This is a genomic window from Campylobacter sp. 107 (assembly GCF_002383835.1).
Classification (GTDB): domain Bacteria; phylum Campylobacterota; class Campylobacteria; order Campylobacterales; family Campylobacteraceae; genus Campylobacter_D; species Campylobacter_D jejuni.
The window spans coordinates 1-23,947 of sequence record NZ_NXBA01000080.1; the positions used below are offsets into that span (position 1 = coordinate 1).

General features: G+C 29.2%; 19 protein-coding genes, 1 tRNA gene and 2 pseudogenes. 15 read left to right on the top strand and 7 right to left on the bottom strand.

Features of this window, described 5'->3' with window-relative positions; translation table 11 throughout:
• Positions 1-293 (top strand): annotated as a pseudogene (locus BGS40_RS07600) (hypothetical protein); the annotation flags it as partial.
• 634 nt (positions 294-927) lie between these two features.
• Here the strand turns inward: BGS40_RS07600 and BGS40_RS07605 are convergent.
• Positions 928-1,014, bottom strand: a tRNA-Leu gene (locus tag BGS40_RS07605).
• Positions 1,015-1,194: 180 nt separating this feature from the next.
• Between BGS40_RS07605 and flgL the strand changes: the two genes are divergently transcribed.
• Both flgL and BGS40_RS07615 read left to right on the top strand, forming a co-directional pair.
• Positions 1,195-3,447 carry a flagellar hook-associated protein FlgL gene (gene flgL, locus BGS40_RS07610; RefSeq protein ID WP_087692215.1) on the top strand — a complete coding sequence of 751 codons (2,253 nt, stop codon included), beginning with the start codon at positions 1,195-1,197 and terminating at the stop codon, positions 3,445-3,447.
• A 109-nt stretch (positions 3,448-3,556) separates the two neighbouring features.
• Positions 3,557-6,397, top strand: a complete 2,841-nt coding sequence (locus tag BGS40_RS07615; protein ID WP_038401302.1) for a DNA translocase FtsK — start codon at positions 3,557-3,559, stop codon at positions 6,395-6,397.
• Between the two features lie 85 nt (positions 6,398-6,482).
• Here BGS40_RS07615 and rpsO read toward each other — a convergent pair whose 3' ends face one another.
• The gene (gene rpsO, locus BGS40_RS07620; protein ID WP_002852579.1) at positions 6,483-6,755 is read right to left on the bottom strand and encodes a 30S ribosomal protein S15; all 273 of its coding nucleotides are present in this window, start codon (positions 6,753-6,755) and stop codon (positions 6,483-6,485) included.
• A gap of 174 nt (positions 6,756-6,929) precedes the next feature.
• Between rpsO and BGS40_RS07625 the strand changes: the two genes are divergently transcribed.
• Genes BGS40_RS07625 through BGS40_RS07645 form a run of 5 tightly spaced genes read left to right on the top strand, consistent with a single transcriptional unit; the run spans position 6,930 to position 11,411 of the window.
• The gene (locus BGS40_RS07625; protein ID WP_002852609.1) at positions 6,930-7,340 is read left to right on the top strand and encodes an Rrf2 family transcriptional regulator; all 411 of its coding nucleotides are present in this window, start codon (positions 6,930-6,932) and stop codon (positions 7,338-7,340) included.
• Positions 7,327-9,501, top strand: coding sequence for a flagellar biosynthesis protein FlhA (gene flhA / locus BGS40_RS07630; protein ID WP_002852599.1), 2,175 nt, complete (start codon positions 7,327-7,329; stop codon positions 9,499-9,501). The genes BGS40_RS07625 and flhA overlap by 14 nt, the downstream gene beginning before the upstream one ends.
• Positions 9,502-9,509: 8 nt before the next feature.
• Complete coding sequence (locus BGS40_RS07635) at positions 9,510-10,556, top strand: DHH family phosphoesterase (RefSeq protein WP_002859543.1); 1,047 nt, start codon at positions 9,510-9,512, stop codon at positions 10,554-10,556.
• Positions 10,540-10,782, top strand: a complete 243-nt coding sequence (locus tag BGS40_RS07640) for a hypothetical protein (RefSeq protein WP_002852415.1) — start codon at positions 10,540-10,542, stop codon at positions 10,780-10,782. Before BGS40_RS07635 ends, BGS40_RS07640 begins: the two co-directional genes overlap by 17 nt.
• The gene (locus BGS40_RS07645; RefSeq protein WP_002856997.1) at positions 10,779-11,411 is read left to right on the top strand and encodes a hypothetical protein; all 633 of its coding nucleotides are present in this window, start codon (positions 10,779-10,781) and stop codon (positions 11,409-11,411) included. The genes BGS40_RS07640 and BGS40_RS07645 overlap by 4 nt, the downstream gene beginning before the upstream one ends.
• Here the strand turns inward: BGS40_RS07645 and BGS40_RS09530 are convergent.
• Complete coding sequence (locus BGS40_RS09530; protein ID WP_052797713.1) at positions 11,399-11,539, bottom strand: hypothetical protein; 141 nt, start codon at positions 11,537-11,539, stop codon at positions 11,399-11,401. The two genes, BGS40_RS07645 and BGS40_RS09530, sit on opposite strands and share 13 nt — an antisense overlap.
• Positions 11,540-11,746: 207 nt before the next feature.
• Here BGS40_RS09530 and BGS40_RS07660 point away from each other — a divergent pair, with 207 nt between their 5' ends.
• Positions 11,747-12,733, top strand: a complete 987-nt coding sequence (locus tag BGS40_RS07660; RefSeq protein WP_096738574.1) for a c-type cytochrome — start codon at positions 11,747-11,749, stop codon at positions 12,731-12,733.
• A 34-nt stretch (positions 12,734-12,767) separates the two neighbouring features.
• Here BGS40_RS07660 and BGS40_RS07665 read toward each other — a convergent pair whose 3' ends face one another.
• The 4 genes and pseudogenes from BGS40_RS07665 to BGS40_RS07695 form a co-directional block, all read right to left on the bottom strand.
• Positions 12,768-13,409: a thiol:disulfide interchange protein DsbA/DsbL gene (locus BGS40_RS07665; protein ID WP_002873066.1), complete on the bottom strand. Its 642-nt coding sequence runs from the start codon at positions 13,407-13,409 to the stop codon at positions 12,768-12,770.
• A gap of 88 nt (positions 13,410-13,497) precedes the next feature.
• Positions 13,498-15,322: pseudogene (locus tag BGS40_RS09275) on the bottom strand (aryl-sulfate sulfotransferase).
• Positions 15,323-15,409: 87 nt separating this feature from the next.
• Positions 15,410-16,204: a protein-disulfide oxidoreductase DsbI gene (gene dsbI / locus BGS40_RS07690; RefSeq protein WP_096738595.1), complete on the bottom strand. Its 795-nt coding sequence runs from the start codon at positions 16,202-16,204 to the stop codon at positions 15,410-15,412.
• 13 nt (positions 16,205-16,217) lie between these two features.
• On the bottom strand, positions 16,218-16,748 hold the full coding sequence (locus BGS40_RS07695; protein WP_240684846.1) for a thiol:disulfide interchange protein DsbA/DsbL: 531 nt from the start codon (positions 16,746-16,748) through the stop codon (positions 16,218-16,220).
• Positions 16,749-17,508: 760 nt separating this feature from the next.
• Between BGS40_RS07695 and BGS40_RS07700 the strand changes: the two genes are divergently transcribed.
• The 6 genes from BGS40_RS07700 (at position 17,509) to BGS40_RS07725 (ending at position 23,944) form a co-directional block, all read left to right on the top strand.
• On the top strand, positions 17,509-18,573 hold the full coding sequence (locus BGS40_RS07700) for a tyrosine-type recombinase/integrase (RefSeq protein WP_096738577.1): 1,065 nt from the start codon (positions 17,509-17,511) through the stop codon (positions 18,571-18,573).
• Positions 18,563-20,347: a bifunctional chorismate-binding protein/class IV aminotransferase gene (locus BGS40_RS07705; RefSeq protein WP_096738578.1), complete on the top strand. Its 1,785-nt coding sequence runs from the start codon at positions 18,563-18,565 to the stop codon at positions 20,345-20,347. The genes BGS40_RS07700 and BGS40_RS07705 overlap by 11 nt, the downstream gene beginning before the upstream one ends.
• On the top strand, positions 20,344-20,910 hold the full coding sequence (locus BGS40_RS07710; protein WP_002871815.1) for an anthranilate synthase component II: 567 nt from the start codon (positions 20,344-20,346) through the stop codon (positions 20,908-20,910). Before BGS40_RS07705 ends, BGS40_RS07710 begins: the two co-directional genes overlap by 4 nt.
• A 126-nt stretch (positions 20,911-21,036) precedes the next feature.
• Positions 21,037-21,465, top strand: a complete 429-nt coding sequence (gene fspA2, locus BGS40_RS07715; RefSeq protein ID WP_052781837.1) for a flagellum-secreted nonflagellar protein FspA2 — start codon at positions 21,037-21,039, stop codon at positions 21,463-21,465.
• A gap of 65 nt (positions 21,466-21,530) precedes the next feature.
• Positions 21,531-22,787: a UDP-N-acetylglucosamine 1-carboxyvinyltransferase gene (murA, locus tag BGS40_RS07720; RefSeq protein ID WP_052793854.1), complete on the top strand. Its 1,257-nt coding sequence runs from the start codon at positions 21,531-21,533 to the stop codon at positions 22,785-22,787.
• Positions 22,784-23,944: a molybdopterin molybdotransferase MoeA gene (locus BGS40_RS07725; protein WP_096738579.1), complete on the top strand. Its 1,161-nt coding sequence runs from the start codon at positions 22,784-22,786 to the stop codon at positions 23,942-23,944. The genes murA and BGS40_RS07725 overlap by 4 nt, the downstream gene beginning before the upstream one ends.
• Positions 23,945-23,947: the final 3 nt, after the last annotated feature.

The following is a 23,947-nucleotide window of genomic DNA, read 5'->3' on the forward strand; positions in this document are numbered from 1 at the left end:
TTTATATAAAAAATAATCAATTTTTTATTAAAAAAGATATAAAAAATAAAATTTTATTTCATAGTATTCACTCTTCTTCTATTATAAGTAATTATCTTAGCTTGTTAAATGATTTTAATACTTTAAGCAAGATAGAACTTATAAATATATTAGAAAGTTTAAGTTTATACAATCTTTCAACTTTAATGCAAACTATGCAAACTATACAATCAAAAAATGAATATAACTCAAAAGACTTTGATAAAGATAGTATCTTTTTATCTAATATGATTATGAATGTGAGATTGAAGTAAGTATAAGTAAATGATAGATTTAGTAAGTGTGATTTGTTAATGAAAATAAAAACTTTGTAATTGATTTAAAAAAATAGCAAGGGTTTTAAAAGCAATACAAGAGAGAGGTTTTAAAGTTTGGGTAATGTAACTAGGTTTACATAGCTATATGCTTTTAAAACAAGGTTTTGCAAATCCAAATTCACAAGATGAAGTTTTTTATGATGATATTAAATCAATAACCTAGATTTGATATAAATGTTTATATCAATCTGGATATAAATTTTAAATAAAATTTACTGTAAAGACTATGTATTTTTTAAAAAAAGTATTTTTAAATCAAAGTTTTTACTATGATAATAAAATCTATCATTTAAGAAATTAAAACTTAAAAATGAAAATTTGATTATCAAAATTCCTAGTGATTTTTCAAAGCTTTATAAAATATTATAAAGTATGATAATAGCTCACACAGTATAATTAGTTTTATCTATGAAAAAGATTTATACCTAATATATAATTTAGGTGTAAAATAAATTATTATTATGGTTATTTATATAATATACAAAAAGCTATTTTTGAAAATATAAAAACTCTTTTTTAATATTTTGAATATAATTTGCCAAAAAATAACACTCGGGAGTAAAAAAACAAATGGTGCCCGAGGTCGGACTCGAACCGACACAAGGTTGCCCTTACCAGATTTTGAGTCTGGCGCGTCTACCAGTTTCACCACTCGGGCTCATTTTTAAGATTTAAAGCTAAAATTATACTTTTTTAGGCTAAAAAATACTTTAAAAATAAAAAGTATTTTCAAAAAGACAATATAAAATTATATAATTTAAATTTTTGGAACAGTTATTGCTTTTGTTTATTAGCAATGTTTGAAAAGATTTTAACTTTAATACTTTAGAGGAAAAAAATGAGAATTACAAATAAACTTAACTTCACAAATAGTGTGAATAATTCTATGGGCGGTCAAAGTGCTTTATATCAGATATCTCAACAACTTGCTTCAGGTTTGAAAATACAAAATTCATATGAAGATGCAAGCACTTATATAGATAATACGCGTCTTGAATATGAAATTAAAACGTTAGAACAAGTAAAAGAATCAACAAGTAGAGCTCAAGAAATGACTCAAAATAGTATGAAAGCTTTACAAGATATGGTTAAACTTCTTGAAGATTTTAAAGTTAAAGTAACCCAAGCTGCAAGCGATAGCAATTCTCAAACCTCAAGAGAAGCTATAGCAAAAGAACTAGAACGTATAAAAGAAAGCATAGTTCAGCTTGCAAATACCAGTGTTAATGGTCAGTATCTTTTTGCAGGTTCTCAAGTTGCAAACAAACCTTTTGATTCTAATGGAAATTATTATGGAGATAAAAATAATATTAATGTAGTAACTGGAGCTGGAACTGAAAGCCCATACAATATACCAGGTTGGGATTTATTTTTTAAAGCAGATGGAGACTATAAAAAACAAATAAGCACTAATGTTAGTTTTACAGATAATCGTTGGGATTTAAATAAAGACCCTGATAAAACCAAATATCTCACAGGAGATTCTAAATGGCAACAACTTATCGGGCAAGGTTATGTAAAAGATGACAAACTAGACCCCGATAAAGACTTTGATAATGATGAATTAAAACTTAATTTTCCTCCAACAACTCTTTATGTTCAAGGTACAAGACCCGATGGAACAAGTTTTAAAAGTGCTGTACTCGTCAAACCCGAAGATACTTTAGAAGATGTAATGGAAAATATTGGAGCTCTTTATGGTAATACTCCAAATAATAAAGTAGTAGAAGTAAATATGAATGATAGTGGTCAAATTCAAATTACAGATCTAAAGCAAGGTAATAATAAACTCGATTTTCATGCTGTAGCTTTCACACCACAAGCTGATGATAAAACTGAATTAAATAATATTATCCAAGCAGCACAGAATGAAGGTATTACAATGGAAGATGTTACAAACAGGGTGATGACTGCTGCGCTAGGAAATCCCAATAATGGAGATATAACAAAATTAAACAACCCTGTAACTGTAACAATCAACAATCAACAATTCACAATCGATTTAAAACAAACTGATTTTATCAAAAGTAAAATGACAGATACAGATGGAAATGCTGCTAATGGAGCTGATTACGATAATGTGTATTTCGAAAAAAATGGCAATACTGTTTATGGTAATGTTTCTCAAGTTATCAAAGGAAGCAATGCTTATGCCACTGATTCAACCAAACTTAGCGAGGTAATGGCAGGAGATAGCCTAAATGGTACTACTTTAAATTTAAAAGTCAATTCCAAAGGTGGAAATTCTTACGATGTTACTATAAATTTACAAACTTCAACTGTAAGCTATCCTGATCCTAATAATCCAGGTCAAACCATAAGCTTTCCTATTATGCATACTAATCCTGCAACTGGAAATAGTGGGGTTGTTACAGGATCAAATGATATTACTTATGGTCAAATTAATGATATTATAGGTATGTTTGCTGCAGATAAAATTCCTACAACAACCATACAAGCCAATAATGGTCAAATTAATAATGCAGATTATACCCAAATACAACAACTCATGAAAGATTCACAAGCTACTGTTGATGTAAGTATGGATTATAAAGGTCGTATTAGTGTTACTGATAAACTTTCTTCAGGCACTAATATAGAAATTTCTCTTAGTGATTCTCAAAGTGGCCAATTTCCAGCACCTCCTTTTACCATAACTTCTACTGTGCAAAATGGTCCAAATTTTAGTTTTAGTGCGAATAATTCTTTAACTATAGATGAGCCAAATGTGGATATTATTAAAGATTTAGATTCAATGATTGATGCTGTTTTAAAAGGCAATATGAGAGCAGACTCCGAAAGTGAAAACCCTAGAAATACAGGTATGCAAGGAGCTTTAGAAAGACTTGATCATTTAGCAGATCATGTTAGCAAGCTTAATACAACTATGGGAGCATATCATAATACTATCGAAGGTGTTAATACACGCACATCCTTTTTAAGCGTTAATGTCCAAAGTATAAAATCAAATGTGATTGATGTAGATTATGGTGAGGCAATGATGAATTTAATGCAAGTTCAACTTGCATATCAAGCTTCTCTTAAAGCTAGTACAACAATTTCTCAACTTAGCTTATTAAATTATATGTAAAATTTTTTATGGTATAATTTGGCTTTGATTTTATTTTCAAGGAAAGAATATTAAAAAAGAAGCCATTTTTACCAGCTCCACGCTTGTTATTTTTTATCTTTGTCTTTGTATGCTAGCACCTGGCATGGGAGAATGGGTTTACAAGGCTAATTTATTTTTATTTGGAGAATTTGGGTATTATTATCCATTTTCTTTGCTTATATTAAATTATCTCTACTATAAAAAAAAATATAAAATAGAAAATTTTAAGCGTAGGGAGCTTTTTGGTTTTTCTTTGGCCTTTTTTTCTACCTTGCTTTTATTTTCTGTCTTTTATAGAGAGTTTGGGTATATTTTAGAAATTGTATATGGATTTTTTTCTATAATCTTAGGGCGTACAGGGAGTGGAATTTTTGCTCTTTTACTTCTACTATTTTCTTTGGTTTTATTGTTTCCAAAATTTGCAAAAGAAATTTTAAAAATAGAATTAGATTTTACTTATTTATTAAAAATAGAGCAAGCTTTTAAATCTTTACTTATGCGTGTATTTGGTGGAGAAAACGAGAAAGAAGATGTAGGTAAATCAGAACCTATAGCTCCAAAATTAAATATTTTGCAAGATAGTATTTATGGAAATTTACAAATAAACAAAAAAAGGGAAACCAATAACTTAGAACAGATAATTAAAGATAGCAATATCAATGCAAGTAAAAATTCAATTACCACGGCCAAGGAAAATTTTGAAAAACTAAAAAATCAAATTTTAGATGAAACCATAGAGATTGATAAACAAAGTTTAAAAGAATCAAGAAGTTTTGTTCATGAGCATTCTCAACAAGTGCGAAATTTCGCACAAAAGGCTAGTAAAATGAGCATTAGTCTTGATGAAGATTTTAATTTTATTTCAGAAGAAGAGGTAGATATGATTCCTGAACGTTTTTTAAAACCTAAAAAACTTGAAGATATAAAGCAAATAGATACAAATAAAAATTTAGATGAGCCAAGTTATAAACGTAAAAATATTGAAATTCCAGTTTCTAATCAAGAAGTTAAACCAAAAATTTTTACAAAAGAGCTTGAACTTAGAGAGAATTTGATAAAAAAAGAAAAACTAGAACAAGAATACAAAGCCTATCAAAATGAAATTTTAGAAAATAAAGTAAAACAAGAAATTAAAAAATTAGAAGAATATGATGCGATAAATTCAAGCGATATTATAGAAGGGAATAAATATAGTTTTAATAGCCCAAAAACAATTAAAACAGAAACAGAAGAATCAGACAAAATAAATGAAAATAAAAATCTAGATAAAGCAGACAATATCTTTGGATTTGCTCCCATTGTAGAAGAGTTAAATCATCCTTATATAGAACCTACTCCTATAAAAAATATAAATGAAATAGTTATAGAAGAAAAAAATACACTCGATTTTATCCAAAATACAGAAACTAAAATCGATAATGAAAAAACAAATGATCAAGAAGTTAAACTTCAAAAAGCAGTTTTAGCCAAAGAAATTGCTATTAACCAAGCTTTATTGCGTGAAATAGAGCAGGGCGAAGTAGAAAAACCAAAAGATTTCACCTTGCCGCCATTAGATTTTTTAGCTAATCCAAAAGAACACAAACAAGAAATCAATGAAAGTGAAATAGATAAAAAAATTTATAATCTTCTTGAAAAATTGCGTCGTTTTAAAATAGGCGGCGATGTTATAAGCACTTATGTTGGTCCTGTGGTAACTACTTTTGAATTTCGTCCTAGTGCAGATGTGAAAGTAAGTCGTATTTTAAATTTGCAAGATGATTTAACTATGGCTTTAATGGCAAAATCAATCCGTATTCAAGCTCCAATACCAGGAAAAGATGTTGTAGGTATAGAAGTTCCAAATGATGAAATTCAAACCATTTATTTAAGAGAAATTTTACAAAGTGAAGTTTTTAAAAACGCTAAAAGTCCTTTAACCATAGCTTTAGGTAAAGATATAGTAGGCAATGCTTTTGTAACCGATCTTAAAAAACTTCCGCATTTACTCATCGCAGGAACGACAGGTAGTGGTAAAAGTGTGGGGATAAATTCTATGCTTTTAAGTCTTTTATATCGCAACTCTCCAAAAACCTTGCGTTTGATGATGATAGATCCTAAGATGCTTGAATTTAGCATTTATAATGACATTCCTCATCTTTTAACTCCTGTTATCACAGATCCAAAAAAAGCAGTCAATGCGCTTTCAAATATGGTAGCTGAAATGGAAAGACGCTATCGCTTAATGGCTGATGCAAAAACCAAAAATATAGAAAATTACAATGAAAAAATGAAAGAATTAGGCGGAGAAGAACTTCCTTTTATTGTAGTAATTATCGATGAACTTGCTGATTTAATGATGACTGCGGGTAAAGATGTAGAATTTTATATAGGAAGACTTGCGCAAATGGCAAGAGCAAGTGGAATCCACTTGATTGTAGCTACACAACGACCTTCTGTTGATGTTGTAACAGGACTAATTAAAGCGAATTTACCAAGTAGAATTTCTTATAAAGTAGGGCAAAAAATTGACTCTAAAGTTATTTTAGATGCTATGGGTGCTGAAAGTTTACTTGGAAGAGGGGATTGTTTATTTACTCCTCCTGGAACAAGCTCTATAGTGCGTTTGCATGCGCCTTTTGCAAGCGAATTTGAAATAGAAAAAATCGTGGATTTTCTAAAGGATCAACAAAGCGTAGAATATGATGAAAGCTTTTTAAAGGATCAACAAAGCGTAGGTGTTACAACAAATGAAAGCTTTGATGGGGAAGTAGATGAGCTTTATGAAGAAGCTAAAAGAGTAATCTTAGAAGATGGAAAAACAAGCATTTCTTATTTACAACGCCGTTTAAAAATCGGCTATAACCGCTCTGCAAATATTATTGAACAACTTACGCAAAACGGGATTTTAAGCGAACCTGATGCCAAAGGACAAAGGGAAATCTTGTAAGATTTTTCTTGTGTTTTTGATATATAAAACTGATTACAAAAGAAGAAATTTAAAAGACAAAAGCCCCGTAAAAAGGGCTTAAAAATTATTTATCTCTAAGATTTAATTCAGTAATTAACTTACTATAAGAATTATAATCTTTTCTTTTAAGATAAGATAAAAGTCTTTTTCTTTGACCTACAAGTTTTAGAAGTCCTAATCTTGATGAAAAGTCTTTTTTGTAGATTTTTAAATGTTCTGTAAGTTCTGCAATTCTTGCAGTTAAAAGAGCTACTTGAACTTCTGTTGAACCAGTATCACCTGGTTTTTTAGCGAATTTCGCAACTATTTCTGCTTTTTTGGCCGAATCTAAAGCCATGATAGACCTCCTGATTGGTAAAATAATAAAATTAAAGAACTGTAATTTTATCTTAAAAAGCAAAAAATAAACTGAATTTATCTTTTTTAGAAGGTTTTGTCAAAATTTAAGTCTTTTTCTAAGAATTATTTATTATAATTACAGCTATTTCTGTAGTTATAACAAGGAGAATCTGTGCTATTTACCAAAGCTAGCGAATACGCTTTACTTTCTTTAATTTATATTTCTCAAAAAGAAACACCTCAAGATGTAGATTCTTTAGCTTTAGAGCTTGATATTCCTAAAAGTTTTTTAGCTAAAATTTTACAAACTTTAGCTAAAGATGGCTTGTTAAAATCCTTTAAAGGGGCAAAAGGTGGTTTTGTTTTAATCAAAGAACCGAGTCAATATACTATAAAAGAAATTGTTAATAGTGCTGAAAAAAAGGATATCAGTGTATTTGAATGCAGTGGTGGCACTTGTCCAAATAATAAAGAAGAAAATTGCACCTTAATGCCTATGTTAGTAAATTTACAAAATAAAGTAGATGAATTTTTAGATTCTATTACTTTAGAAGATATTATGAAAAATAATGGCAAAAAATAAAATAGTCGATTTAGTTTTTCCTTTCTTGGGGCCTTTAATCGCTCCTGTTTTAAAAGCTAAAAGCTTGACTATTGTTGGTTTTTTAGTTTGTATTTTAGCTATTATTATAGTTCCTTTACCAAGTCCTATTTTGGACTTTTTCTTGGCTTTAAGTATAGCTTTATCGGTATTAATTATTTTAATTTCTATTTATATACCCAAACCGACAGATTTAACAACTTTTCCAACTTTAATCTTGATTATCACTTTATTTAGGCTTTCATTAAATATAGCTACCACAAGGATGATTTTAAGCGAAGGGCAAAACGGCCCTGAAGCTGTGAGTGAGATTATAGCAGCATTTGGAGAATTTGTTGTTGGTGGAAATATGGTCATTGGCGTGATTGTATTTTGTATTTTAGTATTGATTAATTTCATGGTTGTAACAAAAGGTAGTACAAGGGTTTCTGAAGTACAAGCAAGATTTACACTTGATGCGATGCCGGGTAAACAAATGGCTATTGATGCGGATTTAAATGCAGGACTTATTGATGAACAAACCGCTAGAGCAAGACGTCAAGAAGTTATTGCTGAGGCAAACTTCTATGGTGCAATGGATGGTTCTTCTAAATTTATCAAAGGAGATGCTGTTGCAGGAATTATCATAACTATTATAAATATCATAGGTGGTTTTTTAATAGGATCTTTTCAGCACGATATGGCTTTAAGCGATGCTGCTTCTACCTATACTATTTTAACCATAGGTGATGGACTTGTATCTCAAATTCCAGGGCTTATTACTTCTACCGCAACCGCTATAATTATCACTCGTGCAAGCAAAGATGAGGAAAATTTTGCAGAAGGAACTTTAACTCAACTTTTAAGCGAATATCGCACGCTTTTAATAGTAGGTTTTGTACTTTTTATCTTTGCGTTAGTGCCTGGTTTGCCAACTTTATCCTTGGGCTTTATGGCTTTAGTATTTTTAAGCCTTGGCTATCTTACCAAGCAGGTTAAGGAAGGTAAAATTGATATAACTACAGTTAAAAAAAGCAAACCAAGTGCCGCAGCTGCATCTCAAAGTGGAGCAGGTGGGACAACGGCAGCGCCTGCTAAGAAAAGCGAAGAAGAAATTCTCAAAGAAGAAGAGCACAAGATTAACGATATACTCAAAGTTGAAATTTTAGAACTTGAACTTGGATACGGACTTATTAAGCTTGCTGAAAACGAACTTACAGAAAGAATTCGCTCAATGAGAAGAAGTATTGCTGAAAGTTTAGGATTTTTAATGCCAAAAATAAGAATAAGAGATAATTTAAGACTTAAACCAAATGAGTATAGTTTTAAACTCAAGGGCGTGTCTATAGCAAGTGCTGAAATTTATCCGGATAAATATTTAGCCATGGATAGTGGTTTTATCACAGAAGAGATAGAAGGGATTGCTACAAAAGAACCCGCTTTTAACTCTGATGCACTTTGGATTGATGCGAATTTAAAAGATGAAGCAACATTAAATGGCTATATAGTAATAGATCCTGCAAGTGTTATTTCAACACATATGAGCGAACTTATCAAAGCGCACGCAAGCGAACTTCTCACACGCCAAGAGGTACAAAATCTTCTTGATAAGGTTAAAAATGATTATCCAATCATCGTAGAAGGTGCTTTAGGTGTTGCACCTGTAAGTCTTATTCAAAAAATTCTCAAAGACTTGCTTAAGCATCACATACCAATTAAAGATATGCTTACTATTTTAGAATCTGTAAGCGATATAGCAGAAGTAAGCAAGAGTTTTGATATGATTATTGAACATGTAAGGGCGTCCTTAGCTAGGATGATTACAAATATGTATTTAGATGATAAAGGAAATTTGGATATTTTTATATTAGACTCTGCTAGTTCTGCGGTTTTAATGGAAAATGTACAATTTAGAGATGGAAGTTATCACTTGCCTTTAAGTGTAGCTCAAACAGGTACTTTAGTAGATACTCTAAGGGCTGAAGTTGCCGCAGTAGCAAATGGTCGTATCAAGCCTTTTATACTTTGCGTTGAACCGCAGCTTAGAAAATTCATTGCTGATATTTGTTATAATTTTAGCATTAATATAGTAGTGTTAAGTTTTGCAGAAATTGCAGAAAATACAAATTTTAATACCGAGGGTATTATTAGGATAGAACTTTAAGGAATATAATGAAAATTTATCATCTTTCACATACAGATCTTGATGGCTATGCTTGTCAATTTATAGTAAATTTTTATTTTAAAAATGTGAAATTTTATAATTCTAATTATGGCAAAGAAATTAATGAAAATTTTAACTCTATTATAGGCGATATAGAAAAAGATGAAAATTTCGGAAAAGCTATTATTCTAATAACAGATTTAAATTTAAATTTAAATCAATGTGAAGAATTTGAAAAAATTTGCAAAGAGAAAAATACTAAAATTTTTCTTCTTGATCATCATCAAAGTGGCGAAGAATGTGCTCAAAAATATTCTTGGTATTTACTTGATTCTAAAAGATGTGCAACTAAAATCGTTTATGATTTTTTCTCTAAAATCTGTACTCCTGTTTTAGAACTTTCAAAATTTGTTGATGTGGTTAATGCTGTTGATATTTGGCTAAGCGAGGATGAAAATTTTGAACTTGGAAAGGTTTTTTTAGGCTTGATTGCCAATGCAAAAGAAATAAATCGTGTAATGTTTAAAGAATCTCAAATTGATTATATGTTTTTCTTGCTTGATAAGGCTTGGAAATTTATAGGAAAAGAAAATGCAAATATTTTACTCGATAATGCTACTCATTTTATAAAAAAGGATTATTTTGCCAGAAAAAATGATGATACTCTTTCTAATTTAATTTCTTATTTTGTAGTTGAAAAACTAAGTGAGCTAAAAGAAAATTTCAGCATAGAATATGAAGGCCATAAAGGCATCTTAACTTCAAATATAGGCAATACTTCTGTTATTGGAAATGATTTTTTAGTAAAAAATCCTGATTATGACTTTTTTATTGATGTTAGTTCTAGAAAAACCTTAAGTTTTCGTGCAAATGGAAAAATAGATGTAAGTTTAATGGCTAAAAATTTAGTAGGTGGTGGCGGACATAAAAATGCTAGTGGTGGACTTTTTGCGACATTTAAAGATGGAGCAAATTATAATTATATTAAGGCTCAAATTATTGATTTAATTAAAAGCAAAGAACTTAAAAAGGAAAACAATGAATCAAAACAATAATAAAACCTTAAAAAATGAATTAGAAGATTTACAATATGAGCTTAGCATAGTTTTAGAAGCTATGCTTTTATACGCTGGAGTTAAAAGAGAAAAATTAGAAAATGCAATAGAAGCTTATATTGATAATATAGATAATGTACTCGAAAATTCCAACAAAGAAGGGGTTGATGAAATTTTAGAAGTGGTGGAATTTCTAAAAAATAAATACAAAGATTTTTTTCAATGAAAAAGTGTATTTTAATTTTTTTTAGTTTATATTCTTTAAGTTTTGCTAATATTTATGAAAAATTAAATGATTTTGCTTATGAAAAAAAACCAAATAAAGATTTTAAGATTCAAGAAGTTAAATTAGTGCAATTTTCACAAGAAAATAAAGATTGCCTTGAACTTTTAATAGAAGCTGGTCAAGTTAGAATTTTAAATAGCTATAATTCTTGTCAAAAATTATCTAAAGATGAAAGTTTTCAAAAATTTCTTAATGAAGATTTTTTAAAACTTTATAAAAATAATGGATATTTGATTAATGAAAATTTACAAAATTTGAAAAATACCATGCAGGATATTATGATATATTATAAACTCCGATATTCTTTTAGTAAAGATGTAAAAGATATGAGTAAAAATAAGAATTTGGATATTTTAAATATAGATGAAAAAGATGGTGGCACTTTACTTTACAAAATCAACAATCAAGCTTGCGTTGGAATAGAACTTACAAGACATGACTCAAGAATGGCTATGAAAATATACGGGATAGAAAATTTGGATAAAGAGTGCAAACTATTTATCCAATCACCTTCTTTTAAAGATCTTTCCTACACAAAAAAGGATTTTAAGTGGTATTATTTAGAATAAATAAATGCTTTAATTTTGAAATAAAAATTTTTAAAAACCACGCTTAAAGTAAAAGTATCTTGCCTTCCAAGATTTTGAAAAACGCAGTTGTCTAAGTCTTTTTTTTCTTGAATGCTTAAATTTTTCATTAACCTAACCTTTAAAAATATTGCAAGATTTTATTATAGCGAAAAAACTTTATTTTTGCTTTAAATATATAAGTTCTATTTTAAATATAAACGAATATTATTTTAAGGTTTAAAGCTTTTTTCTTAAAATGTAATTAGGTTTTATTGACTTTTTCTAAATAAAGTCTTATACTGAATTTAAATTACGCAAAATAAGGAGGAAAATTGATGAATAAATTTTCTATAATTTTAACTTTGTTGTTATGTGGAAGTTGTGCTTTAGCCTTAAATCCAAATTTGGAAAAAACTAAGAGTGCAACAGGTATTGATCTGCCTACTGCCAAATGGAATTTACCTAAGGAATTAAATGAAGATGGCACTATAGATGAAACTAAAATGCCAAAAAAATCAGAATATAGCAAAATGGTTATCTTGGGAAATAAAATTCTTAATGAAACAAGCAAGTATGTGGGTCCACAAGCCAAAGATCCTAAAAAAAGATTTGCGGGAAATAATCTTTCTTGTTCAAGCTGTCATGCTAATGGTGGAAGTGTGCAAAATCAATCGGGTTTTGTAGGAATTTGGGCAAGATTTCCACAATATAATGCAAGAGGAGATAAAGTAATTACCTTAGCAGATAGGATTAATGGCTGTTTTGAACGCTCTATGAATGGCAAAAAAATGTCTAGTGATACACCTGAAATGAAAGCTATGCTAACTTATATGCAATGGTTATCTCAAGGAGTTCCAGTAGGAGCTAAGATAGAAGGACAGGGACTTAAGAAGATAGATTTCATCTTAAGAGCAGCTGATCCTAAAAAAGGTAAGGCAATTTATATGGATAAATGTGCCGTTTGTCATCAAGAAAATGGATTAGGGCTTAAAAATGAGGATAGCACAGGGGCGTATTATCTTTATCCACCACTTTGGGGTGATGATAGTTATAATACAGGAGCTGGAATGTATCGTCTTATCAAAGCTGCTTCTTATATTAAAGAAAATATGCCTCAAGGTGCGCCTGACTTAAGTCTTGAAGATGCTTATGATGTAGCAGCTTACATGAATTCACAAGCTCGTCCTATGAAAGCAAATAGAAATAAAGACTTTCCAGATAGAAATGTTAAGCCTTTAGATATGGATGTAGGACCTTATGATGATAGCTTTTCTATAACCCAACATCGCTATGGACCTTATACAAATATGATCAAAAAATAATTTTTAAGGCAATTTTTATTGCCTTAAAAATTTATTATTTCATATTACTTAATTTTTTAACTAGATCTTCTAAATCTTGCATCGAATTGATTGCACTTGGGTTAATTTGATATTTTCCATTAACAACAAAAGCAGGGGTGCCATAGGTTTTAGCTATATCATTAGCTCTTTGAAACTCGCTTAAAATTTCTTTAGCTTTTGGGGTATTTAAAAAATTTAATACTTCATTTTTATTTACATTCATAGCCTTTAAACCTATGTCGTAAAATTCATTTAAATTTGAAAAATTTCTTTGCTTGTTTAAAAAATAAGAAACAAAATAAACATCAGCAAGTTTATGAGATAAACTATCAGAATAACTCGCGTCTTTACCATTTTGCTCATCTTTGTATTGAGCAAAGGCAAAAAGCTCATTCATTTCTTTGGAAAATTCCCCATTCATTAAACTTACAGGATAGAGTTTAAAATGTAAATTTGGAAAAGCTTCTCTCAGTTTTTCAAGAGTTCCAAATTTATGATGATTGTAACAATGTATACATTTATAAGAAAATGCTTCTATTACACTATTTTCAGAGCTAGGTAAACTTGGATTAAGAGTAATAAAACTATTATTTGCTAATGCAAAACTTGAACAAAATACAAGCGTTAAAACAAATTTGCAAAAAAATTTACGCATATTATATCCTTTAGTTAAATAAAATTTTCAAAGATAATTTTATTTAAAAAAAATAAATAAGCCGCCAAAATTTATTTTTTGGTAATTTTTATTGATCAATACTAAAAGGCATTGCTTGATAACCCGTTCCTGAACCGCTAAATTGAATTTGAACCAAAGGTTCCTTGGCACCCTAGTTAAATTCATCAATTTCAGGTTTTGGCTCTCCAAGATTTACACCTTTACTAAGATCAAAAGCCATTCAGGCTGTTGCACTATAAACCATAATAGAATTTTTATCTGGTTCATATTGAGTTAAAGAAGTTACAGGAGAAAACCATTTATTTCCACGATTTTGCCATATTCCCAAATTTGTTCCACAGTTTTATTTTGCTGATCGATTTTATAAATTACAGCACGAGAATATTTTTGACTTGCAAATACAGGTTGTTCAGCTCCTCTTGCATCACCATTATCAAAAACACTTATATAAATATAACGCTTGTTTGATTTACTATCAATTCTCCAGCTTGTATGCTGCGTCCAAGTAAAATCAAATCCACCATTGTCATTTTCATAACCTGGGCATTTGCTATAATCATCGCAAACAATTTTTTTGCCATTTTTATCTACAGGTTGCAATAAATATTTTTGAAATTCTTTATTCCACCCTTTATGTGCCCCTAAAATCCATTTTATTTTTTATCACGACCAATTTCAACAACAGCACTTTGATGGCGACTAGAAATAATAATACTATCATCACTTGGATCATAATCAACGCTATTTACATGAGCCCAAATTCCTGCCTATACCTGCTATATCTCCAAATTTGTCGCTTTCATCCATTTTGGCAAGTTCTTCATCACTTAAAGTTTTACCCGCTTTGCTTGCATCTATATTTAAACACACTACACCTTGATCTAAAGCTTTGATAATAGTACTTCTATAAGGATCTAAAATCTCATACAATCTCTAATCATCAACAACATTACCATTCTCATCTACCTCTACAATAGTATCACGCACAGCGCGTACATGCTTACCATCTGGACGCAAAGTATTTGCTGAAGCTACTCTTAAATAAATAATGCCCATTTTGCATATTGTCCATAGCATGAGAAAAAATCTATATAGACAGCAGGTAATTTGCGATTGAAAATTTCTCTTTCTAAGATATCGTATTTTATATATCTTTGACCAAATCCCCAAGTTAAAGCTCTATCTTTGTTTTGACGAAAACTCATCATAATTCCACGATTATAAATATTGTCCCAGTTCATTAGTTTATTGTTATCATAATACCATCTGATTTCACCCTTGGTATCTTATGATAAAGACATTTGAATTTTCATCCCATTCCATAGCACCACCTACAGGATTATTCCATACAGATTATGAGTCTTTGCCAGATTATTTTCCAAGAGCATTATTTACTAAATATAGTCTATCTGAAAATTTTGAATCCATTTTTAATACTTTCACATTTTCAAAAGGAGTTCCTCTTTGATCAGTGCCTTCCACTTGGTTCTATACTAACCCCTGGAGTTGCAATTTTATAAATCTCATCAATGATTTTTTGACTTTTACTATTTGTAGATTTAGCATAACTTACCTTTACTGTATTTAAATAAGAAGGATAAAGTCCAAAAATAGGAATTCCACCATACGTCTTAGCCATTTTAGAATTCACATTATAAGAAATAGTTTGACCATTTGATTTTTTTATATCGCTTAAGACATAACCAATTATTCGTGATAATAGCGGTCAAAGGAGACAATCCATAAGGATTCATTTTAATCATACCTATTTGTCCTTGAATTTGCTAATCTATTTTCACTCCACTAGGATCACCCATGGCCATTAAAGCATTAGGCGCAAGCAGGGTAGAACCCACCAAAAGTGCCATGCAAAGAGTTTTGCTAAGTCTCATGATAAATCCTTTAAAATTATTTAAGCCATCATAAAATAGCTTAATAAAATTTTAATAATACACAACAAAAATAATTTGTTGCGTATTTTAAGAGCATCTTAAAACGACTTGATTCAAATGAATTAAACTAGCTATATTTTGATTTGGATTTTTTGGTTCGCCTATAAATTTAAGCACCAAAACCAAAATAACAATCACCAATGCAAAAATTTTAGTATTAGATTTATTTTTATCTAAAACATAGGCTATAAACATTGCAAAAAGCACAATAAAACAACATAAAAATGTTATAAGACAGCAAATTGCCATATTCATAAACTTTAAATTAGGAATCAAATACCAACCATTGCTATAAAGCCCATTTTCGAAATCAGGTGGAGTTCCTATAAAAAATTTCTGAAAAGCATTAAGATGATTATAAGCATTTTCTGAAACTACAGGGGTATCCATCCCACATTCTCCTGTTGGCAAAAACCAACTAGGAGCCCATTTATACAAAGGTAAATTAAATGGATAAATAGGAATTTCACGACATCCATCTACACCTGCAAAAGGATTTTCAGAATGAACCACTTCATGAATATGATTTAAAGTTAGACAATGCTCCAAGCCAAGCCAAATTCCATAAAAAGCTAAGCTATAAGAAAAAATTTTTAAAATATTATTTGTAGGGTTGATTAATGCAATCATACCACCTATAGCTATAACAAGCATATCAAATCTTATATATACACATTGTTCGCAAGGTTCCATAAAAAGATATTCTTGAAATAAAAAATGTGCTATACAAGTAAGCCCTATAGTAACTATAATCAAAATTAACCAAGGCTTGCGCGTATCTTGCCATTTAGAAAGTGAAAAATTTCTGCAATTATCTTTCATTTTTATACAACTCTCATTTTTGCTTGCTAAGTTCTTTAATAATTTCAATCAAAGCCTCTGGAGAGTTGATTGCACTTGGAATGATTTGATATTTTCCATTAAAAACAAAAGCAAGGGTGTCATAATTTTGCGAAATAGGGTTGGCAATTTCATAACTTTTTAAAAGCTCTGCAGCCTCTGAAGTTTTTAAGAAATTTTCCAAATCAGCTTTATTTACATTCATTGCTTTTAAACCGACACTATAAAAAGCTTCAGGATTTTTACCATTTTCCCATCTTTGTTTTTTCTTAAAATATACATTAAAATAAGCTTCAGCAACTTTATGAGTTAAACTATTTTTATCCGTAAGATCAGTTTTATTTACACCATCCTTAAATGCCGCAAAAGCAAAAATTTCATTAGCTTGCTTTCCATAATCTCCCATAGAACTTACAGGATAAAATTTATAAGTTAAATTAGGTAATTTTTCTTTAACTTTACCCATGGTATTAAATTTGAGATGATTATAACAATGAGTACAGCGATAAGAAAAAATTTCAATCAATGAATTATCAGCGTTAGCAATAGGATTTTTAAGAATTACATATTCTTTACCTTCACTTAATGCACTAGCACTTATGCCTGCTAAAAAAGCACATACAACAATAGATCTTGCTAATTTTACTGGAAATTTTATTACCCTCTCCTTGAAATTTGGTTTTGATAAAACTTTTTATTAAGTTTTTATGTAATAACAATTATAAAACTATTAAAATAAAAATGTTCTTAAAAAATTTTATAACTTAAGAATATTTAATTTAACTAAAAATCAAGAATAGGGGATTAAAAAATTTAATGCACAAGTTATCATTTTTATATATATTTTGATAATAATATAAAATAATTTAATTTTTAAATATTCTTTATAATTTTCAAGAAAAGTAAAATATAATTTTAATTTACGAAATAAAATTATCAATTTTTTACATTATATTTTGTGGATAAGTTTATTTCATTCAAAAGGTAAAATCATAAAAGTATGTAAAAATAGCAGCTTAACCTATATCAAAGTAGAATAATCTAGGTGTATATAAAAAAGTTTGAAAATTACAGTTTTCAATACAAAATTATAAATTTTACATATTTTTACCTTTTATCATATCTTTTTATGATTGATATAAGATTTATTTAATAAAAATATTTTAATCTTTTTGCCTCGCATGCAAAACAAACTTTTTCCTAAAAAAGCTTTTTTTTACTAAGTTAATACTAAAATACCTTTTCTAATTAAAAAGCTAAAAATTTATATTTTAGGAAAAGTTTTTATGAAATACCCTTTAGATTGTGAAGAAAATTTTGAAAAATCATTTTTATTTTGGCTGGCAAAATATGTAAAATTTAAACTCAATTCGCTATCTAACAAAGAGTTAAAAAATCCACAAGCTTTAGCAGAAGTTAATTTTGCCCTTACAAAAGGTGTAAAGAACATCGAAGAACTTGACGCTCTAGTAAAAAAAGCAAGAAATGCTGGTTTAAGTGGAGTTAATACTTATTTTAACCCCTTAAAAAAAGTATTTGAATATTTAAATTTTTACAAACTTTATTCTTTAAAACAGATTGATAAAGAACTCATTGTAGAAGTTTTAGCAAGCATAACAGGTGCTTTATCAGATGCAAGTAAAAAAAATTACCGTATTGCTGTGATTAATTTTTTTGATTTTTTAGACAAGCAAAACGAAGAAGATGAAAAAGCACATATTTTTGATATCAATCTTAAAAACTGGGCAGGTATAGCAGGTTCTAAAGGGGTGAAATTACCCGAATTTATGAGTGAAGAAGAACTTAAAAAATTTCTTGATGCTATTGAAAGTGCAGATTTTAAAAACAATACCATACGCAATAAACTTATTATTAAAATCATCATTTTTACAGGCATACGGGTAAGCGAAGCTATCAATATCAAAATGGGTGATATTAGCGAAGAAAACGATCTTTATATCATAAGAATAAGAGCTAAAGGCAATAAATATCGTGTTGTAATGATAAAAAAAGAACTTATTTACGATTTGCTTAAAAATGTAAGTATTAATTATATGAGTAAAGACGCCCTACTTTTTGTCAATAAAAAAGGCACTCCACTGACTCAATCTTATGTCAGTCGTATAGTAGAACAGCTTTTATTTCGCGCAGGAATTCGCAAACAAAAAAATGGTGCTCATATGTTGCGCCATACTTTTGCCACCCTGCTTTATAAAAAACAAAAAGATTTAGTTTTAGTTCAAGAAGCTTTAGGGCATGCAAGTTTAAACACTTCAAGAATTTACACTCATTTTGATAATGATAAATTAAAACTTGCCGCACAGGTTGCAAAGGAATTAAGTGACTCTTGAAAACTACGCTGTTTTTGGTAAATATTTTTACTATGATTTAAAACACATTTTAAAAGCCTTTAACCACAAAGAATGTAAAAAATGCTTTAAATTTATAGAAAAATATAAAAATGATTTTTATATTTTAATGCCTGCTGATTATGAGCTATATAGATATTTTCAAGATAAAAATTTCACAAGTAAAAAAGCTTATTTGTCTGTATTTGCTTTTAAAAAAAGAAAAAAACTTCAAAAAGAAGATATTGATGAAGAAAAATTTATTCCTGAATTTATAAATTTTTTAGATCAAGATAATTACAAAGAAAATTTCATCAAGGTTAAAGAGGCAATCTCCAAAGGAAGAGTTTATCAAATCAATCTCACTCAAAATTTTAAATTTCATAGCAAAATGGATTCTTTTGAACTTTTTAAACTTTTGCTTTCTAGACAAGATACTGAATTTAAAGCTTTTATAAAAGATGAAACAAGAGAAATTTTGTCCTTCTCTCCTGAACTTTTCTTCAAGACCAAAAAAAGAAAAATATTTACAAAACCTATGAAAGGCACAATTAAGCGTGATAAAGATCCTATAAAAGATGAAGAAAATAAAATTTTCTTGCAAAATGATACAAAAAATCTAAGTGAAAATGTTATGATTTGCGATCTTTTACGCAACGATCTTTCAAAAATCATCACAAAAAAAAGCTTAAAAACCAAACTTTTTGAAATTCAAAGTCACCCTACTTTACACCAAATGACTTCAAGCATACAAGGAAAACTTAAAAAAAATATTTCTTTATATCAAATTTTTAAAGCTCTCTTTCCTTGCGGTTCTATTACAGGTGCTCCAAAGCTTGAAAGCATTAAATTTATTGAAGAATTAGAACAAAGAGATCGTGGTATTTATTGCGGAACTATAGGTTTAATACACAAAAATAAAAATAAATTTAGCGTAGCCATACGCACCTTAGAAAAACAAGATGAAATTTATACTTATAGCACCGGTAGTGGCTTGGTTTGGGACTCAAAATTCAAAGATGAATTTGAAGAATTAAAACTTAAAAGTGCGATCTTAAATCCTTGTGATTTTCATCTTTTTGAAACCATGTATTTTAAAAATTCTCAAATTTTATTTTTAAAAGAACATTTATTAAGGCTTATAAATTCAGCTCTTAAATTTAATTTTAATACTCACAAGCTCTTTAAAGATTTTTATAATATTTTAAACCAAAAAAGTTCTTATAAAGAATATCAAAATTTTACACTTTTTAAACTCGATGAAAAAATTTTCCACAAAAAACATTCTTTATTTTATAATTTTCCCCTACCCTTTAAAAATCCACATAAAGAAGGAATTTTAAAGCTTATTTTATACAAAGACGGAAGATACGAATTTCAACAAAGTGCCCCAAAACAAAATTCAAACGATATTTTGCTTTTAAGTGATGATAAAATTAACTCAAAAAGTGACAATCTCTATCACAAAAGCTCTTTACGTAGTTTTTATAATCAACACTCATACAAATGGCAGCAAAACTTGTGTTATGACATAGCTTTTTTTAACGAAAAAGATGAACTTTGCGAAGGCTCAAGAACCAATCTCATCTTAGAAAAAAACGCTCAATTTTATACTCCACAAATTCAAAGTGGTATGTTAAATGGCGTATATAGAAATTTCTTAGTCAATCTTGGTTTGATAAAAGAAAAAGCATTATTTAAACAAGATTTATTTGAAGCAGAAAATATTTATTGCATTAATTCCGTGCGTGGTTTAAAAAAGGTAAAATTACAATGAAGAAAATTTTATTTATAGATAATTATGATTCTTTTAGTTATACCATCATCTATTATCTTAAAGAACTTGGTTTTGAATGTAAAGTGATAAAAAATGATGCCTTTAAAAAAGCTAAAGAATTAGAAAAATTTGATTTTACTCATCTTATCATCTCTCCTGGGCCTCATTCTCCTAAGGAATCTAAATTAAGCTTAAAAGCAATCAAATATTTTAAAAAAAATAAAAAAATTTTAGGTATATGTTTAGGACATCAGTGTATAGCTGAAATTTTTGGCGGTAGGGTTTCTAAAATGCAAAATCCCATGCATGGTAAAATTTCTAAACTTTATTTTAAAAAAGATCCTATTTTTAAAGGTATTAAAAAAGAAATTGAAATTTGTTTATATCATTCTTTACATATTAGCTCTATGCCTAAAAAATGCAAAATTTTAGCTCATAATTCAGAAAATATTATTATGGCAATTAAACATAAAAAATATCCTATTTATGGATTGCAATTTCACCCTGAAGCGGTTTTAACTCAAAAAGGTAAAAAAATACTTAAAAACTTTATGAAACTTTAGTCTTTTTTGCATTTAAAATATAAATATGAAAATCTAAAATAAAATATCCTTAAAATAATTATCATTAATATAAATTTATAAATAAAAAAACCGATAACAATATAAATTAATTTAAAAAGATTTAAGATGAAAATAGATACTTTGACAACAAATTTTAGCAATTATCAAACACAAATAAACAAAAACAATGATTTAGCAAGTAATGTTCATAGTGACAATGTGGTTAAAATTCAAATTTCAGATGAAGCAAGAAGTTTAAGTCAAGCAAATTCAAAAAATGAAAAAGAATATGAAATCAAAGTAAGTCAAGAAAAAATAGAAAACCACAAAGACCAAAATTCCATTCAAAGTAGCAAAGGTGGCGTAAATCCCACATTAGAGGCTTTAATAGCAAAATTAGCCGAAATTTTAGCTAAAATTGCAGAACTTACTCAAAAAATGACAAACGCTAACGAACAAATGAAAACGACATTTCAAAAACAAATTGATGTGCTAAAATCTCAAGCAGATGTAATTCAAGCTCAAATTCAAGAACTCCAAAGCCAACAAGCTTGATTATATTTTTTCAAAAGTTTAAGAATGCTATAATAGTGCATTTTTAAACTTTTTCAAGGAAAAATATGACTTATCTAGAAATCGAAGGCACAAATCATCTAAGCGGAAATGTTGCAATAAGCGGGGCAAAAAATGCCGCCCTACCCTTGATCGTTTCAAGCATACTTGCTAAAAATGAAGCAAAAATCAACAATATTCCTAATGTTGCTGATATAAAAACTCTTATATCTTTGCTAGAAAATTTAGGAGCTAAAGTCAATTTTCAAAATAATAGTGCTTTATTAAACACAAACACCCTTAATCAAACTATAGCCAAATATGACATTGTACGCAAAATGCGTGCTTCCATACTTACCCTAGGGCCTTTACTTGCTCGTTTTGGGCATTGTGAAGTATCTTTGCCTGGTGGATGTGCCATAGGACAAAGACCTATTGATTTACATCTTTTAGCCTTGGAAAAAATGGGGGCAAATATACAAATCAAACAAGGCTATGTCGTAGCTAGTGGAAATTTAAAAGGCAATGAAATTCTTTTTGATAAAATCACGGTTACAGGTAGCGAAAACATCATCATGGCAGCAGCTTTAGCTAAAGGTAAAACCAAACTCTTAAATGTTGCAAAAGAACCCGAAGTTGTTCAACTTTGCGAAGTTTTAAAAGACGCAGGACTTGAAATCAAAGGCATAGGTACAGACGAGCTTGAAATTTATGGCAGCGATGGAGAACTTTTAGAATTTAAAGAATTTAGTGTTATACCTGATAGAATTGAGGCAGGAACTTATCTTTGTGCTGGGGCTATTACAAATTCTAAAATTACTTTAAATAAAGTTAATGCCACTCATCTTAGTGCAGTTTTAGCAAAACTTCATCAAATGGGTTTTGAAACCCTGATTGCAGAAGATAGCATCACTCTACTTCCTGCTAAAGAAATTAAACCTGTAGAAATCATGACAAGCGAATATCCAGGCTTTCCAACCGATATGCAAGCGCAGTTTATGGCATTAGCTTTAAAAGCTAATGGAACTAGTATTATCGATGAAAGACTATTTGAAAATCGTTTCATGCATGTAAGTGAACTTTTAAGAATGGGTGCAGATATTAAACTAAATGGTCATATTGCTACTATAGTAGGCGGAAAAGAACTTAACGCTGCTGATGTCATGGCTACAGATTTGCGTGCTTCTTCAGCCCTTATCTTAGCAGCTCTTGCAGCTAAAGGCACAAGCAAAGTCCATAGAATTTACCATCTTGATAGGGGTTATGAAAATTTGGAAGAAAAATTTAAAGGTTTAGGTGTGAAAATCACAAGGCTTGAAGAATGAAAAATATCTTTGAAACCTTAAAAGACTTAGAAAATCAAATTTCATGCTTAGATGAAAGTGAGCTTATTAGCCTTGAAAAAGCAAAGGATAGAATTTTAGCTAAAGATTTATACGCTACAAAAAATCTACCCAGTTTTGACAATGCTGCTCTTGATGGCTATGCTTTTAATTATGCTGATATCAATGAGACTTTGGAGATTAAAGGGACTATTTTTACAGGAGATAAAAATTTTTATACAGTTGCTAAGAATGAATGCTATAAAATCATGACAGGGGCTAAAATGCCCAAAAATGCTGATACTATCTTAATGCTAGAAGATGAGTATATAGAAGAAAATAAACTCATCATTAAAAAAGCCCCTAAACAATACAATGCCTATCGCTATAAAGGCGAAGAATTAAAAAAAGACGAACTTTTACTTCAAAAAGGCACTAAACTTAATGATAAACACATCGCCCTGCTTGCTTCTCAAGGGCTTTATAAAATAGAAGTCATAAGAAAGATTCGCATAGGCATTTTTTCAAGCGGAAATGAACTTAAAGAACCTTGGCAAGAATGCGATGAAGAAAGTATTTATAATGCCAATGCTTTGCCTTTACTAACCATGCTTCAAAATGCTTCTTATTTAGGTATTATCAAAGATGATTTTAAAAGCACTAAAGAGGCTTTAGAAAATACAAATTTTGATCTTTTAATCACTTCAGGAGGTGCAAGTGTTGGTGAGGCTGATTTTATGGAAAAAGCTTTAGATGAATTAGGCTTTACTCCGCTTTTTAAAGGACTAAAAGCACGCCCTGCAAGACCTACTAAGCTTTATAGAAAAGGTGAAAATTTCGTATTGATTTTACCAGGAAATCCTATGGCAGCTTATCTTTCTTGTTTTATTTTTGCTAAAAAAATTGTTGCTTTATTAAGCGGAAATTTAGAAAATACTTTAAAATTTCATGCTACAATGGGTATAGATTTAAAGCTTAAAAGTGGAAGAAACAATCTCATCTTAGGAAATTTAGAAAAAGGTATTTTTACACCATTTAACGAAAACAAATTTGGCTCTGGTATGATACTTCCACTTGTTAAAAGTGAGTTTTTGCTTATAAGCGAAGAAAATACAAGTGAATTAAAAAAAGGTGATGAAATCACGCTTTTAAAAATATAATGT

Bases quoted from the DNA above. Each gene is read 5' to 3' on its own strand.
- flgL (WP_087692215.1), top strand. From the start codon at position 1,195: ATGAGAATTACAAATAAACTTAACTTCACAAATAGTGTGAATAATTCT.
- BGS40_RS07615 (WP_038401302.1), top strand. From the start codon at position 3,557: ATGCTAGCACCTGGCATGGGAGAATGGGTTTACAAGGCTAATTTATTT.
- rpsO (WP_002852579.1), bottom strand. From the start codon at position 6,755: ATGGCTTTAGATTCGGCCAAAAAAGCAGAAATAGTTGCGAAATTCGCT.
- flhA (WP_002852599.1), top strand. From the start codon at position 7,327: ATGGCAAAAAATAAAATAGTCGATTTAGTTTTTCCTTTCTTGGGGCCT.
- BGS40_RS07635 (WP_002859543.1), top strand. From the start codon at position 9,510: ATGAAAATTTATCATCTTTCACATACAGATCTTGATGGCTATGCTTGT.
- BGS40_RS07640 (WP_002852415.1), top strand. From the start codon at position 10,540: ATGAATCAAAACAATAATAAAACCTTAAAAAATGAATTAGAAGATTTA.
- BGS40_RS07645 (WP_002856997.1), top strand. From the start codon at position 10,779: ATGAAAAAGTGTATTTTAATTTTTTTTAGTTTATATTCTTTAAGTTTT.
- BGS40_RS09530 (WP_052797713.1), bottom strand. From the start codon at position 11,539: ATGAAAAATTTAAGCATTCAAGAAAAAAAAGACTTAGACAACTGCGTT.
- BGS40_RS07660 (WP_096738574.1), top strand. From the start codon at position 11,747: ATGAATAAATTTTCTATAATTTTAACTTTGTTGTTATGTGGAAGTTGT.
- BGS40_RS07665 (WP_002873066.1), bottom strand. From the start codon at position 13,409: ATGCGTAAATTTTTTTGCAAATTTGTTTTAACGCTTGTATTTTGTTCA.
- dsbI (WP_096738595.1), bottom strand. From the start codon at position 16,204: ATGAAAGATAATTGCAGAAATTTTTCACTTTCTAAATGGCAAGATACG.
- BGS40_RS07700 (WP_096738577.1), top strand. From the start codon at position 17,509: ATGAAATACCCTTTAGATTGTGAAGAAAATTTTGAAAAATCATTTTTA.
- BGS40_RS07710 (WP_002871815.1), top strand. From the start codon at position 20,344: ATGAAGAAAATTTTATTTATAGATAATTATGATTCTTTTAGTTATACC.
- fspA2 (WP_052781837.1), top strand. From the start codon at position 21,037: ATGAAAATAGATACTTTGACAACAAATTTTAGCAATTATCAAACACAA.
- murA (WP_052793854.1), top strand. From the start codon at position 21,531: ATGACTTATCTAGAAATCGAAGGCACAAATCATCTAAGCGGAAATGTT.
- BGS40_RS07725 (WP_096738579.1), top strand. From the start codon at position 22,784: ATGAAAAATATCTTTGAAACCTTAAAAGACTTAGAAAATCAAATTTCA.